This window comes from Janthinobacterium sp. Bl 1 (genome assembly GCF_058215535.1).
In genome coordinates this window covers 4,503,886-4,517,154 of the sequence record NZ_CM177086.1, presented here as the reverse complement: position 1 = coordinate 4,517,154, position 13,269 = coordinate 4,503,886, and the positions used below count along the sequence as shown (strand labels likewise).

The window sequence follows — 13,269 nt, the reverse complement described above, 5'->3', positions numbered from 1 at the left end:
TCGAGAAGATCTTTTCCATGAAAAAAAACATGTGTGCTGCCAGCAAGTCGTTTTCAGTGAAGACGCTTTCCGCCTTATTGTTCGGTACGGCTGGCGTCTTTTTTGCCCCCTCCATGCTGGGCCTGGCGCCACAGGCGCAGGCTGCCGTGCCGGCCGTGAAATTGCCTGATTTCTCGGACCTGGTCGATGCCGTCGGCCCGGCCGTCGTGAATATCCGCACCACCGAGCGCCTGAAAATGGGCGGCGTCGGCAGCCAGGATGAACAGGAAATGCAGGAATTCCTGCGCCGCTTCTTTGGCGGCGCCATGCCGACGCCGCGCCAGCAGGCGCCACGCGGCGGCCGCCGCGCCGTGCCGCAGGAGCAGGAAGTGCAGCGCGGCGTCGGTTCCGGCTTCATCATTTCGGCCGATGGCTATGTGCTGAGCAATGCCCACGTGGTCGACGGCGCCGATGAAGTCTACGTGACCCTGACGGACAAGCGCGAATTCAAGGCCAAGGTGATCGGCGCCGATGGCAGCACCGACGTGGCCCTGCTGAAAATCGAGGGCGGGAACCTGCCGCGCCTGACCATCGGCGACTCGAACAAGATACGCGTGGGCGAGTGGGTCATCGCCATCGGCTCGCCGTTCAACCTGGAAAACTCGGTGACGGCCGGTATCATTTCCGCCAAGTCACGCGACACGGGCGACTATTTGCCCTTGATCCAGAGCGACGTGGCCGTCAATCCCGGCAACTCGGGCGGTCCTCTGATCAATATGCGCGGTGAAGTGATCGGCATCAATTCGCAGATCGCTACCTTGTCCGGCGCCTACAATGGCATTTCGTTTGCCGTGCCCATCGATGAAGCCATGCGCGTGGGCGAGCAGCTGAAAAAGACGGGTAAAGTCGTGCGCGGCCGCATCGGCGTGCAGATCGGCGAAGTCAGCAAGGACGTGGCGGAATCGCTGGGCTTGCCGAATGCCAAGGGCGCGCAAGTGTCGATGGTGGAGCCGGGCGGTCCGGCCGACAAGGCGGGCATCAAGCCGGGCGACATCATCCTGAAATTCAACGGTGCCGCGATCGAGCGCTCTTCCGACCTGCCGCGCCTGGTCGGTGGCGCCGCCGTCAACGGCAAGTCCACGCTCACCGTGTGGCGCAAGGGGGCACAGCAGGACATTCCCGTCACCGTCGTCGAGCTGGAAAGCGAGAAAACGGCGAAGAAGAGCGCCAAGGAGCCGGAAGCGCAAGCCGTCAATGCCCTGGGACTGAAGGTCAGCGACGTGCCGGCCGCGAAGAAGCAGGAAATGAAGATCGACGCGGGCGTGCAGGTTGACGAGGCCGATGGCGTGGCGGCCCTGGCCGGCCTGCAGCCTGGCGATGTGATCTTGCAACTGAATAACGTTGCAGTGAAAGACGCCAGGCAGTTCAATGCTCTGGTCGCCAAGCTCGATCCGAAGAAGACGTCGGCCTTGCTGGTACGCCGTGGCGACGTGGCGCAATTCGTGTCGCTGCGTCCATCGGCGAAGTAACAATGTGATCATCCCGCATTCCGGCTGCGGCCGGGATGCGGTATCCTGCCCGCCATGCACTTCACCCTCTATTCCCGCAGTTACTGCCACCTTTGCCAGGACATGCTCGACGCCTTGCTCCTGCTGCAGCCGCCCGGAAAACCGTTCACGGTGGACGTGATCGACATCGATGAGTCGCCTGATGCCAAGCTGCTGACCCGTTTCGACGAGCTGGTGCCGGTGCTGTTTGCCGGCCTGGCGCAGCCTGAGCTCTGCCATTATTTTCTCGACGAGCAGGCCGTGCGGCGCTGCCTGGTGTAGCTTGATTGTCAATATTGACACTGCATTGCACCATTCTGGTGCTGAAAACAGCTGAAAATCTCGGCTTGCCCCGGTGTCGGCCTCATAAGACGGGCTTTCTACTCTGAAATCCGGTAAAATGGGGAGGTCGAAAAAGCTACTGTCCGAGGCAGCAGCTTCTGTCGCTTCAAAAGCGCTCGCCTGGGCATGCAGATGTCCTGCTCGGAGCGCTTTTTTTATCATGAGCGGGGCGCCCGGGTTTGGCCCGGCTTGGCCCGAGCATGATCCCCTTGATTCCTGTTAAAGCAGTGTCGTCAACTTCGCACATATATTAGTTAATGAACAACATACGCAATTTCTCCATCATCGCCCATATTGACCACGGTAAATCGACCCTGGCTGACCGCATCATTCAATTGTGCGGCGGCTTGTCCGACCGCGAGATGGAGGCGCAGGTGCTCGATTCGATGGATCTGGAGCGCGAGCGCGGCATTACCATCAAGGCGCAAACGGCGGCCCTGCACTACAAGGCGCGCGATGGCCAGATCTACAACCTGAACCTGATCGATACGCCGGGCCACGTCGACTTCAGCTATGAAGTGTCGCGCTCGCTGTCGGCGTGCGAAGGCGCGCTGCTGGTCGTGGACGCGTCGCAAGGCGTGGAAGCGCAAACGGTCGCCAACTGCTACACGGCGCTGGACCTGGGCGTGGAAGTGGTGCCCGTCCTGAACAAGATCGACTTGCCGAACGCGGACCCGCCGAGCGCCATTGCCGAGATCGAAGACGTGATCGGCATCGACGCGGGCGACGCCGTGCATTGCTCGGCCAAGACGGGCTTCGGCGTGCTGGACGTGCTCGAGCAACTGATCGTCAAGGTACCGCCACCGAAGGGCGACCCGGACGCGCCGCTGCAGGCGCTGATCGTCGACTCCTGGTATGACGCCTATGTGGGCGTGGTCATGCTGGTGCGCGTCATCAACGGTACCCTGAAACCGAAAGACAAGATTCGCCTGATGGCCACCGATTCGGTGCAGCTGGTGGAAGACATCGGCGTGTTTTCGCCACGTTCGCAATCCTTGCCGCAATTGTCGGCAGGCCAGGTGGGCTTCATCATCGCCGGCATCAAGGAATTGAAAGCAGCCAAAGTGGGCGATACCGTCACCCTGGCCAACCGTCCTGCCGCCGCGCCATTGCCCGGCTTCAAGGAAGTGCAGCCGCAAGTGTTCGCCGGCCTGTTCCCCGTGGAAGCGAACCAGTACGACGCGCTGCGCGACTCGCTGGAAAAGCTGAAACTGAACGACGCTGCCCTGATGTACGAGCCGGAAGTGTCGCAGGCGCTGGGCTTCGGCTTCCGCTGCGGCTTCCTGGGCTTGCTGCACATGGAAATCGTGCAGGAGCGCCTCGAGCGCGAATTCGACATGGACCTGATCACCACGGCGCCAACCGTGGTGTACGAAGTGATCCAGCGCGACGGAACCATGATCAACGTCGACAACCCGTCGAAGATGCCCGATCCGTCGCGCATCGAGGAAGTGCGCGAGCCTATCGTCACCGTCAATCTGTACATGCCGCAGGAATACGTGGGCTCCGTGATCACCTTGTGTATCGGCAAGCGCGGTATCCAGATGGACATGAGCTACCACGGCCGCCAGGTCAAGCTCGTGTATGAAATGCCGATGGCCGAGATCGTGCTGGACTTCTTCGACCGCCTGAAATCGACGTCGCGCGGCTATGCCTCGATGGATTACGAGTTCAAGGAATACCGCGCGGCCGACGTGGTCAAGGTCGACATGCTGATCAACAGCGAAAAAGTCGATGCGCTGGCCATCATCGTCCACCGTTCGAACAGCCAGTACCGTGGCCGCCAGGTGGCTGCCAAGATGCGTGAACTGATCCCGCGGCAGATGTTCGACGTGGCGATTCAAGCGACCATCGGCGCGAACATCATTTCGCGCGAGAACGTGAAAGCCTTGCGCAAGAACGTGCTGGCCAAGTGCTATGGCGGCGATATCAGCCGCAAGAAAAAATTGCTGGAAAAACAAAAAGCGGGCAAGAAACGCATGAAGCAAGTGGGTTCCGTGGAGATCCCGCAAGAAGCATTCCTGGCAATTTTACAAGTGGATGGTTAATCAATGAACCTGCAAGTGATTTTAGGAAATTTCGCTTTAATCCTGTTCGTGCTGATGGTGTTGACGGGCCTGGTCTGGTGCCTCGATGTATTTTATCTGTCCAAGCAGCGCCGCAAGGCGGCCGACCGTGCCCTGGCTGAATTTGATGCGCGCCAGTCCAAGCTGGCCGCCGAGGGCATCAAGTCCGATGCGGGCGGCAGCCGCGCGAGCATCGAGGCGGCCCTGTTGCGCCAGCCGACCTGGGTCGAGTATTCGGGCAGCTTCTTCCCCGTCATCGCCCTCGTATTCTGCTTGCGTTCGTTCCTGTACGAGCCATTCAAGATCCCGTCGAGCTCGATGGTGCCGACCTTGCTGGTGGGCGATCTGATCCTGGTGAATAAGTTCACCTATGGTATTCGTTTGCCGATCGTCAACAAGCGCATCATTGAAGTCAACGATCCGCAGCGCGGCGACGTGATGGTGTTCAAGTATCCGAAAGATATGTCGCAAGACTATATCAAGCGTGTGATCGGTGTGCCCGGTGATAAAATCACCTATGAAAACAAGCGCTTGACGGTCAACGGCAAGGAAGTGGCGTACACGCCGCTGGACGACTACCTGGATGATGAAAGCACGGTCTACCACAAGCAGCTGGAAGAAAACCTGACGGGCGTCAGCCACCGCATCCTCAACGACGAGCCTGCTCCTACGTTGAACTTGCGCGAAGTGAAGGATTTCCCGCACAAGGATGCGTGCAACTACAACGAAGACGGTTTTACGTGTGTAGTGCCACAAGGCAATTACTTCATGATGGGCGACAACCGCGACAATAGCGCGGACAGCCGCTACTGGGGCTTCGTGCCGAACGAGAACATCGTCGGCAAGGCTTTCCTCGTGTGGATGAACTTCAGCAACCCGAAACGTGTGGGCGGCATACACTAGGACCAACCTATGGCTGCCGCGCCGATTCCCCGCGCGGCGGCCAGCCGAATTACTCAGATGACACAGAAACAACAATGAATCTTCAGCTATTGCAAACCCGTTTAGGCTATACGTTCCAGGATGCTGGCCTGTTGCAGCAAGCCTTGACGCATCGTAGCCACAGCAGTTTGCATAACGAGCGGCTGGAATTCCTCGGCGACTCCATCCTCAACTGCGTGGTCGCTTCCATCCTGTACGAACGTTTCAAGTCCATCGACGAGGGTGATCTGTCGCGCCTGCGCGCCAATTTGGTGAAACAGCAGTCGCTGTATGAAATCGCGCAAAAGCTGGAATTGTCGCAATTCTTGCGCCTGGGCGAAGGCGAACTGAAATCGGGCGGTTTCCGCCGTCCATCGATCCTTGCCGACACCCTGGAAGCCTTGCTGGGCGCCATCTTCCTCGACACGGGCTTCGATGCGGCCAGCACGGTGATCCGCGCGTTCTACATCCCCATCCTCGACTCGGTCGATCCGCAAACCTTGGGCAAGGATGCCAAGACCCTGCTGCAGGAGTTTTTGCAAAGCAAGAAAATTTCGCTGCCACAGTACAACGTGGTGGCTACCCACGGCGCCGCCCACAGCCAGGAATTCGAGATCGAATGCCTGGTGCCGAAATTGAACATCCAGGTTTACGGCCGTGGCGGAAGCCGCCGCGCCGGTGAGCAAGCCGCCGCCAAACTGGCGCTGGACGTGGCCGAGCAGGCGCTGCTGAAGTCGCCTGCCGCCAGCCGCAAGCCCAAACCGCGCGCCGCCCAGCTCAAGCTGGCCGGCATTGCCACCATCCAGAGCGACGACGCGCAAGCCCCGGCTGCACCGGCGATCGCCGCTCACACTAAACAGAATCGACACTAGCATGACAGCCACCAAAATGCCCGACAACTTCCGCTGCGGCTATATCGCCATCGTGGGCCGCCCGAACGTGGGCAAATCGACCCTGATGAACGTGCTGATCGGCGCGAAGGTCAGCATCACTTCGCGCAAGGCGCAAACGACGCGCCACCGCATCACGGGCATCCAGACGGTGCCGGACGCGCAATTCATCTACGTCGATACGCCTGGCTTCCAGACGCGCCATTCGAACGCGCTGAACAAGACGCTGAACAAGACCGTCACGAACACACTGATTTCCTCGGACGTGATTTTGTACGTGATCGAGGCGGGCACGTTTGGCCCGGCCGACCAGCAAGTGATGGACCTGCTGCCGAAGGAAGTGCCATGCATCCTCGTCATCAATAAATCGGACCGCGTGAAAGACAAGGCCGTGCTGCTGCCGTTCGCACAAAAGGTCGCCGCCATGCGCGACTTCGCCGCCATCGTGCCTGTTTCCGCCAAGCTGCACTTCCAGCTGGAAGGCTTGCAGAACGAAATCAAACGCTTCCTGCCGGAAAACCAGCCGATCTTTGGCCCGGATGACATCACGGACCGAAGCGAGAAATTCCTCGCTTCGGAAATCGTGCGCGAAAAACTGTTCCGCTTCGTCGGCGACGAACTGCCCTACACGAGCACCGTGCTGATCGAGAAATTCGAGCAGGAAGGCGATTTGCGCCGCGTGTTCGCCGCCATCCTGGTCGAACGTGATACGCACAAGTCCATGATTATCGGCAACAAGGGCGCGCGCCTGAAGGAAGTCTCCACCCAGGCCCGCCTGGATATGGAAAAGCTGTTCGGCGGCCCCGTGTACCTGGAAATCTGGGTCAAGGTCAAGTCGGGCTGGGCCGACAACGAGGCGGGCTTGCGCGCCTACGGCTACGAGTAATCCGCAACCCGGGGGCGACGCCACACGCATGAGCACCACCACGCCAGCGCTGCACGATCCTGCGCCAGCCTCCATCGTTGTCCCCGCGCCGGCGGCCATTGCGCCGCCGGCCGCAACTCCCGCATCCGCCGCGCCCCGGCGCAGCCGTCCGCTCGCGCGCGACGGCAAGGTCACGGGCCAGCCCGCCTTCGTGCTGCACAGCTATCCGCATAAAGAAACCAGCCTCATCGTCGACGTGTTTACGCGCGAGTACGGCCGCATCGCGCTCGTCGCCAAGGGCGCCAAGCGGCCCCATTCGCAATTGCGCGGCGTGCTGCAGACCTTCCAGCCGCTGCAGGCGGGCTGGACGGGCAAGTCCGAACTGCGCATCCTCACGGGAGCCGAGTGGGTAGGGGGCATGCTGCCGCTGGAGAAAACTGCGCTGCTGTGCGGTTTTTACCTGAACGAATTGCTGGTGAAACTGCTGGCGCGCGACGACCCGCATCCCGTCCTGTTCGACCACTACGTTGCTACCTTGAATCAACTGGCGCACAATGAGCCGCCGCCCATCGTGCTGCGCAAGTTCGAGCGCGCCCTGCTCAAGGAAACGGGCGTGGCGGCCGACCTGACGCGCTGCACGGGCACGCGCCAGGCCGTCGATGCGGGGCAGGTGTACGTGGTCGACCCGGAACGGGGACCGCGCCCGGCGCGCGCCGCCGACGCCTGGCCCAAGATCACGGGCAAGACCCTGCTCGACATGGAGCGCGAAGATTATCTTGACGTGGCCACGCAGGCGCAAAGCAAGCTGCTGATGCGTTTTTTGCTGGCCCATCAACTGGGTGGCGCCACCTTGAATACGCGCCAGATACTGATCGATTTAATGCAGCTGTAATAGATTTCAGCACTTTACGGACACCATCATATGAGCTTTTTGCAGCCTTCCGGCCCCGTCATCGACCTGGGCGTCAATATCGACCACGTGGCCACCTTGCGCAATGCGCGCGGCACCGCGTATCCGGACCCGATCCGCGCGGCCCTGCTGGCCGAACAGGCGGGCGCCGACGCCATCACCCTGCATTTGCGCGAAGACCGCCGCCACATCAAGGATGCGGACGTCATCGCCATCGCGCCGCAGCTGCTCACGCGCATGAACCTGGAAGCGGCCGTGACGCAGGAAATGATCGATTTCGCCTGCCGCATCCGCCCGGCGGACGTTTGCCTGGTGCCGGAAAAGCGCACGGAAGTGACGACCGAAGGGGGCCTGGACGTGGTGCGCTACTTCAAGGAAGTGCAGGCGGCCGTGAAACAATTGCAGGGCGAGGGCATCCGCGTGAGCCTGTTCATCGATGCGGACGAGCAGCAGATCGCCGCCGCAGCTGAATTGGGCGCGCCCGTGATCGAGCTGCACACGGGCCGCTATGCGGACACGCAAGGCACCGAGCAACTGGCGGAGCTGGAGCGCATCAAGGCGGGCGTGCTGTTCGGCGTGGGCCGCGGCTTGAAGGTCAACGCGGGCCACGGCTTGCATTACACCAATGTGCAGGCGATTGCCGCCATTCCCGATATTGCGGAACTTAACATCGGCCACGCCATCGTCGCGCATGCCGTGTTTGTCGGCTGGGAAAACGCCGTACGCGAAATGAAGGCCATCATGGTGGCCACGCGCCTCGCCGGCAAGGCATAAGCGCGCACAAAGGAGGCAGCATGATCTACGGCATCGGTACCGATATCTGCAAGATCCCCCGCATCGAGGCGGCACTGGCGCGCCATGGCGAGCGGTTCGCGAAAAAGATACTGGGGCCGCAGGAGCTGGAAAAATTCCGCGCCCGCAGCGCCAAGAATGCCGTGCGCGGCGTGCGCTTCCTCGCCACGCGCTTCGCGGCCAAGGAGGCGTTTTCCAAGGCCATCGGCCTGGGCTTGCGCATGCCGATGACCTGGCCCGCCGCGCAGATGCTGAACCATCCCAGCGGCAAGCCGATGATCGTCTGCAGCGGCGTGCTGGCGGACTTCATGGAGAAAAACCGCCTGAGCGCGCAAGTGACGATCAGCGATGAGGAAGAGTATGCGGTCGCGTTCGTGATCGTGGAGCAAGCAGATGTAACGATGAGACTCGTGGAGCAAGAGTGTAACGTGAGCCAGCAATGACTGAAGCAAACCCCGAACCTAATTCCACGGAGACGCCGCCCGACCCGCGCGCGCAGGTGCTGGCCACCGTCGCCAAGCTGCCGAACCTGCCCGGCGTGTACCGCTATTTCGACGCCGCGGACAAGGTGCTGTACGTCGGCAAGGCGCGCGACCTGAAAAAGCGCGTCTCCAGTTATTTCCAGAAAAACCTGGCCAGCCCCCGCATCGCCATGATGGTCGAGCGCATCGCGCGCCTGGAAACGACCGTCACGCACAGCGAGGCGGAAGCCCTGATCCTGGAAAACAACCTGATCAAGGCGCTGCAGCCGCGCTACAACATCCTGTTCCGCGACGACAAGTCGTATCCGTATCTGAAAATCACGAATGGCGATGCGCCGCGCATGGTGTATTACCGGGGCGCCGTGGACAAGAAAAACCAGTATTTCGGGCCGTTCCCCAGTTCCTGGGCCGTCAAGGAATCGATGCAGATCCTGCAAAAGGTATTCCTGATCCGCACCTGCGAGGACAGCGTGTATGCCAACCGCACGCGGCCCTGCCTGCTGCACCAGATTGGTCGCTGCAGCGCGCCGTGCGTGGACCTGATCAGCAAGGAAGATTACAAGAACGACGTGGAAAACGCGGCGCGCTTCCTGCGCGGGCGCCAGAGCGAAGTGCTGGCCGATCTGGAAACGAAGATGCATGCGTTTGCCGCCGAATTGAAATTCGAGCAGGCCGTGGTGGTGCGCAACCAGATCGCTTCGCTGTCGCGTGTGCTGCACCAGCAAAGCATGGAAACGACGGGCGACGCCGATGTCGACATCATCGCCGTGCTGGTGCAGGGCGGACGCGCCTGCGTCAACCTGGCCATGGTGCGCGGCGGACGCCACCTGGGCGACCGTGCGTATTTCCCAAGCCAGCTCAGCGATGCGGCGGCGATTGCCGAGGAAGCCATCGAGGTGGAAGTGCTGGCCGCCTTCCTGGCCCAGCACTACACGGAAAAATTCATTCCCGGCACCCTGATCCTGAATATCGAATTCGACCAGCCGGCTTTGATGGTGGCGCTGATGGAGCAGTGCGGCCACCGCATCAACCTGATCTTCCAGCCGCAGGGGCAACGCCGCCAGTGGCTGGAAATGGCGCAGAAGGGCGCCGAGATTTCGCTGGCGCGCTTGTTGTCCGAGCAGGGTTCGCAGCAGTCGCGCACGCGCGCGCTGGCCGAAGCGCTGCGCCTGGAAACGGAAGATCTCGACAGCCTGCGCGTCGAGTGCTTCGACATCAGCCACACGCAGGGCGAAGCGACGCAGGCGTCGTGCGTCGTGTTCCACCACCACGCCATGCAGAACGGCGAATACCGGCGCTACAACATCAACGACATCACGCCCGGCGACGATTACGCGGCCATGCGCCAGGTCCTCATGCGCCGTTATGAAAAGGTGGCGAATGGCGACGGCGTGATGCCCGACGTGGTCTTGATCGACGGCGGCAAGGGACAGATCGAAATGGCGCGCCAGGTGTTTGCCGAGCTGGGACTCGATATCAGCTTGATTGTCGGCGTGGCCAAGGGAGAAGGGCGCAAGGTGGGCCTGGAAACCCTGCTGTTCGTCGATGGCCGCGCGGCGCAGGAACTGGGCAAGGAATCGGCGGCCCTGATGCTGATCGCGCAAATCCGCGACGAGGCGCACCGCTTTGCCATTACCGGCATGCGCGCCAAGCGGGCCAAGACGCGCCAGACGTCGCGCCTGGAAGAGATCGAAGGCATAGGCGCCAAGCGCCGCCAAAAACTGCTGTCGCGCTTTGGGGGCTTGCGCGGCGTGGTCGACGCCAGTGTCGAGGATCTGATGTCGGTGGAGGGGATTTCCACGCAACTGGCGGAAGAGATCTACAAGCAATTACATTGATGATCGAATGGCCGGTCCGGTGCTCGCGGCARGCGGAGATCGAAAGGGGCACAATGAGGCGCCAAGCGCCGCCAAAAACTGCTGTCGCGCTTTGGGGGCTTGCGCGGCGTGGTCGACGCCAGTGTCGAGGATCTGATGTCGGTGGAGGGGATTTCCACGCAACTGGCGGAAGAGATCTACAAGCAATTACATTGATGGATCAATGGCCTGGTCCGGTGCTGCGGCAAGCGGACTAGGCTAATACCCCGGGGCCATGTAGACTAGTGGCGCTTTCTTCACGCTTTCTTCATGTTCAATTTACCCGTCGGCCGATTGCTCTCTTATGCCTTTTAATATTCCCATCCTTTTGACCTGGCTGCGCGTGGCCCTGATACCGCTCGTCGTCGGCGTGTTTTATTTGCCGCCGTCGATGCTGCTGCATGGCGACCAGAACCTGGTTGCCACCCTGGTCTTCATCGTTGCGGCCGTGACCGACTGGTTCGACGGCTTCCTCGCGCGGCGCTGGAACCAGACGTCGGCCTTCGGCGCCTTCCTCGACCCGGTCGCCGACAAGCTGATGGTGGCGGGCGCCTTGCTGGTGCTGGTGCAGCTGGACCGTGTCAATGCCGTGCTGGCCTTCATCATCATCGGCCGCGAAATCACGATTTCCGCGCTGCGCGAATGGATGGCGCAGATCGGTGCATCGAAATCGGTGGCCGTCAGCTCGATCGGCAAGATCAAGACGGCCGCGCAAATGACGGCGATTCCCTTGCTGCTGTACCACGAAGTGATCTTTGGCGCGATCGATACCCACGTGTGGGGCGAGAAGCTGCTGTGGATCGCCTGCGTGCTGACGGTGTGGTCGATGTTCTATTACTTGCGCCTGGCATGGCCCTTGATCAAGGAAAAGGCCGGCAATCTGCATTAAGGCCGCTCCGCCTAGCTACTGCGCAGCGCACTCTCGCGTCTCCGTTGCTCGCTGTACCTTCGTACAGCTCCGCTACTCAACACGATATTGCGCTTGCTCGCTACGCTATTCGGAGGACCTTAAGACGGTATTGGCTACTTTCTGCGGAATATTTTGCAAAAGACCAGATATTGCCCGTTGACAGCCCCTGTAATCCCTCTATAATGCTGGCCTGTTGTTGATGACGCGGGAGTAGCTCAGTTGGTAGAGCGCAACCTTGCCAAGGTTGAGGTCGAGAGTTCGAGACTCTTCTCCCGCTCCAGTTTTCTGGATCGTGTCATAGGTAAAAACAGCGAATGCAGTAAAAAGTAGTACTGGCGATGTAGTAGAGCTTCTGATACAATGTTGTCCACTGCGGGAGTAGCTCAGTTGGTAGAGCGCAACCTTGCCAAGGTTGAGGTCGAGAGTTCGAGACTCTTCTCCCGCTCCAGTGAGCACTGGATCAGCAGTAAAGCAGCACTGGTAAACGGTAGCAAAAAGCAGTAAAATAGCGGTTCGTATGCGGGAGTAGCTCAGTTGGTAGAGCGCAACCTTGCCAAGGTTGAGGTCGAGAGTTCGAGACTCTTCTCCCGCTCCAGCGATAGCTGAAGCAGTACAGCAAGATGGCAGTAGCAGAAAATAGAAGCTCCAATGCGGGAGTAGCTCAGTTGGTAGAGCGCAACCTTGCCAAGGTTGAGGTCGAGAGTTCGAGACTCTTCTCCCGCTCCAGAATTCTAAAGGGAAGCTAAGCTGGCTTCCTTTTTTTATCCGCCGCGGTACGCGGCGCGATTAGGCGGTAACCAAGCTCCAATGCGGGAGTAGCTCAGTTGGTAGAGCGCAACCTTGCCAAGGTTGAGGTCGAGAGTTCGAGACTCTTCTCCCGCTCCAGTTTTCAAGGTGCGCCGCAAGGCACATCCAAGCAGTTCCTCTGGCGAGGTAGCAAAGAGGTTATGCAGCGGCCTGCAAAGCCGTTTAGACGGGTTCGATTCCCGTCCTCGCCTCCAGATAAGTGCATGTGATACATGCGCAAATAAAAAAGCCCACTTCTGTGGGCTTTTTTTTGCCTGCGGGGCCGTCCCGGCGTATCTCTGCGCCGGCTGAAGTCGGCGCTAATTAAATAAATGGGTTATATTTATTTGGTTTCCGGGAAATGACTAACCGACAGTAATCTGTGGATCCCAATAAAAATAACCATACAGGCTTTGCGTCTGGCCATCGTCATTCAGGCTATATACGGCAATATAGACGTAGAAATTTTCCGTGCCCGATTTTGATACCTGCGCCGTGAAATTGGAGAAATTGCGCGATTGCTGTACGGCCGGCAAACCATTCGACGAATCCGTATTCGGCACGGCCGCATTTCTCCGTGTAATGGTATTGGAAACAAAGGTATTGAAGACCTTGTCGCCATTCCAGTAATTGATGCCGTAGACAATGACGGCCGAATCGGCGTTGTCATAGATGGAAGCGCCGGTGAACGAGACGAAGTCGCCCACATTGGCCTTGAAACTCAGGTCGGCGGTGCCTTGCCCGCTATTGATGCCGCGCGGGTCGGTGGCAATCATGTACTGGCTGGTATGCGCCAGGCCAACAGGCTTGGTCTGGTCGGGACTCGTCTGACGTGGATGCTGGGCCATGATCAGATCGGTGTCTATTACAACGAGAATGTTGATTGTAATATTACTGGCATATAATTGCGCGTCGGTCATGAT

General features: G+C 59.9%; 12 protein-coding genes, 6 tRNA genes and 1 pseudogene. 18 read left to right on the top strand and 1 reads right to left on the bottom strand.

What is annotated here, in order from left to right; genetic code table 11:
- The first annotated feature begins 17 nt into the window (after positions 1-17).
- From AC4BCN_RS20305 to AC4BCN_RS20220, 18 genes and pseudogenes are all read left to right on the top strand, one after another.
- Positions 18-1,508, top strand: a complete 1,491-nt coding sequence (locus AC4BCN_RS20305; RefSeq protein ID WP_490491609.1) for a DegQ family serine endoprotease — start codon at positions 18-20, stop codon at positions 1,506-1,508.
- 54 nt (positions 1,509-1,562) lie between these two features.
- A complete protein-coding gene (locus AC4BCN_RS20300) occupies positions 1,563-1,808 on the top strand; it encodes a glutaredoxin family protein (protein WP_490491608.1) in 246 nt (81 codons plus the stop codon).
- 317 nt (positions 1,809-2,125) lie between these two features.
- Positions 2,126-3,916, top strand: a complete 1,791-nt coding sequence (lepA, locus tag AC4BCN_RS20295; RefSeq protein ID WP_034749621.1) for a translation elongation factor 4 — start codon at positions 2,126-2,128, stop codon at positions 3,914-3,916.
- 3 nt (positions 3,917-3,919) lie between these two features.
- Positions 3,920-4,837 carry a signal peptidase I gene (lepB, locus tag AC4BCN_RS20290; protein ID WP_034749618.1) on the top strand — a complete coding sequence of 306 codons (918 nt, stop codon included), beginning with the start codon at positions 3,920-3,922 and terminating at the stop codon, positions 4,835-4,837.
- A 74-nt stretch (positions 4,838-4,911) separates the two neighbouring features.
- A complete protein-coding gene (rnc, locus tag AC4BCN_RS20285) occupies positions 4,912-5,727 on the top strand; it encodes a ribonuclease III (RefSeq protein WP_034749615.1) in 816 nt (271 codons plus the stop codon).
- Between the two features lies 1 nt (position 5,728).
- A complete protein-coding gene (era, locus tag AC4BCN_RS20280) occupies positions 5,729-6,631 on the top strand; it encodes a GTPase Era (protein WP_046683972.1) in 903 nt (300 codons plus the stop codon).
- A gap of 28 nt (positions 6,632-6,659) precedes the next feature.
- The gene (gene recO / locus AC4BCN_RS20275; RefSeq protein WP_490491607.1) at positions 6,660-7,502 is read left to right on the top strand and encodes a DNA repair protein RecO; all 843 of its coding nucleotides are present in this window, start codon (positions 6,660-6,662) and stop codon (positions 7,500-7,502) included.
- 30 nt (positions 7,503-7,532) lie between these two features.
- Entirely contained in the window at positions 7,533-8,294 is a 762-nt protein-coding gene (pdxJ, locus tag AC4BCN_RS20270) for a pyridoxine 5'-phosphate synthase (RefSeq protein WP_139089823.1), read from the top strand.
- Between the two features lie 20 nt (positions 8,295-8,314).
- Positions 8,315-8,755 (top strand): holo-ACP synthase, encoded by a 441-nt coding sequence (gene acpS, locus AC4BCN_RS20265; RefSeq protein WP_490491606.1) that lies wholly within the window; start codon positions 8,315-8,317, stop codon positions 8,753-8,755.
- Positions 8,752-10,632, top strand: coding sequence for an excinuclease ABC subunit UvrC (uvrC, locus tag AC4BCN_RS20260; protein ID WP_490491605.1), 1,881 nt, complete (start codon positions 8,752-8,754; stop codon positions 10,630-10,632). The genes acpS and uvrC overlap by 4 nt, the downstream gene beginning before the upstream one ends.
- Positions 10,633-10,689: 57 nt before the next feature.
- Positions 10,690-10,827, top strand: a pseudogene (locus tag AC4BCN_RS20255) (helix-hairpin-helix domain-containing protein); the annotation flags it as partial.
- Between the two features lie 127 nt (positions 10,828-10,954).
- Positions 10,955-11,539 carry a CDP-diacylglycerol--glycerol-3-phosphate 3-phosphatidyltransferase gene (pgsA, locus tag AC4BCN_RS20250; protein ID WP_034749601.1) on the top strand — a complete coding sequence of 195 codons (585 nt, stop codon included), beginning with the start codon at positions 10,955-10,957 and terminating at the stop codon, positions 11,537-11,539.
- Between the two features lie 225 nt (positions 11,540-11,764).
- A tRNA-Gly gene (locus AC4BCN_RS20245) sits at positions 11,765-11,840 on the top strand.
- Positions 11,841-11,932: 92 nt separating this feature from the next.
- Positions 11,933-12,008, top strand: a tRNA-Gly gene (locus AC4BCN_RS20240).
- A 71-nt stretch (positions 12,009-12,079) separates the two neighbouring features.
- Positions 12,080-12,155 (top strand) — tRNA-Gly (locus AC4BCN_RS20235).
- 55 nt (positions 12,156-12,210) lie between these two features.
- Positions 12,211-12,286, top strand: a tRNA-Gly gene (locus AC4BCN_RS20230).
- A gap of 83 nt (positions 12,287-12,369) precedes the next feature.
- Positions 12,370-12,445, top strand: a tRNA-Gly gene (locus tag AC4BCN_RS20225).
- Between the two features lie 42 nt (positions 12,446-12,487).
- A tRNA-Cys gene (locus AC4BCN_RS20220) sits at positions 12,488-12,561 on the top strand.
- A 150-nt stretch (positions 12,562-12,711) separates the two neighbouring features.
- Here the strand turns inward: AC4BCN_RS20220 and AC4BCN_RS20215 are convergent.
- A complete protein-coding gene (locus AC4BCN_RS20215) occupies positions 12,712-13,266 on the bottom strand; it encodes an inclusion body family protein (protein WP_092714238.1) in 555 nt (184 codons plus the stop codon).
- Positions 13,267-13,269 lie beyond the last annotated feature (3 nt).

Coding starts and splice junctions, on each gene's coding strand:
- AC4BCN_RS20305 (WP_490491609.1), top strand. CDS start 18: ATGAAAAAAAACATGTGTGCTGCCAGCAAGTCGTTTTCAGTGAAGACG.
- AC4BCN_RS20300 (WP_490491608.1), top strand. CDS start 1,563: ATGCACTTCACCCTCTATTCCCGCAGTTACTGCCACCTTTGCCAGGAC.
- lepA (WP_034749621.1), top strand. CDS start 2,126: ATGAACAACATACGCAATTTCTCCATCATCGCCCATATTGACCACGGT.
- lepB (WP_034749618.1), top strand. CDS start 3,920: ATGAACCTGCAAGTGATTTTAGGAAATTTCGCTTTAATCCTGTTCGTG.
- rnc (WP_034749615.1), top strand. CDS start 4,912: ATGAATCTTCAGCTATTGCAAACCCGTTTAGGCTATACGTTCCAGGAT.
- era (WP_046683972.1), top strand. CDS start 5,729: ATGACAGCCACCAAAATGCCCGACAACTTCCGCTGCGGCTATATCGCC.
- recO (WP_490491607.1), top strand. CDS start 6,660: ATGAGCACCACCACGCCAGCGCTGCACGATCCTGCGCCAGCCTCCATC.
- pdxJ (WP_139089823.1), top strand. CDS start 7,533: ATGAGCTTTTTGCAGCCTTCCGGCCCCGTCATCGACCTGGGCGTCAAT.
- acpS (WP_490491606.1), top strand. CDS start 8,315: ATGATCTACGGCATCGGTACCGATATCTGCAAGATCCCCCGCATCGAG.
- uvrC (WP_490491605.1), top strand. CDS start 8,752: ATGACTGAAGCAAACCCCGAACCTAATTCCACGGAGACGCCGCCCGAC.
- pgsA (WP_034749601.1), top strand. CDS start 10,955: ATGCCTTTTAATATTCCCATCCTTTTGACCTGGCTGCGCGTGGCCCTG.
- AC4BCN_RS20215 (WP_092714238.1), bottom strand. CDS start 13,266: ATGACCGACGCGCAATTATATGCCAGTAATATTACAATCAACATTCTC.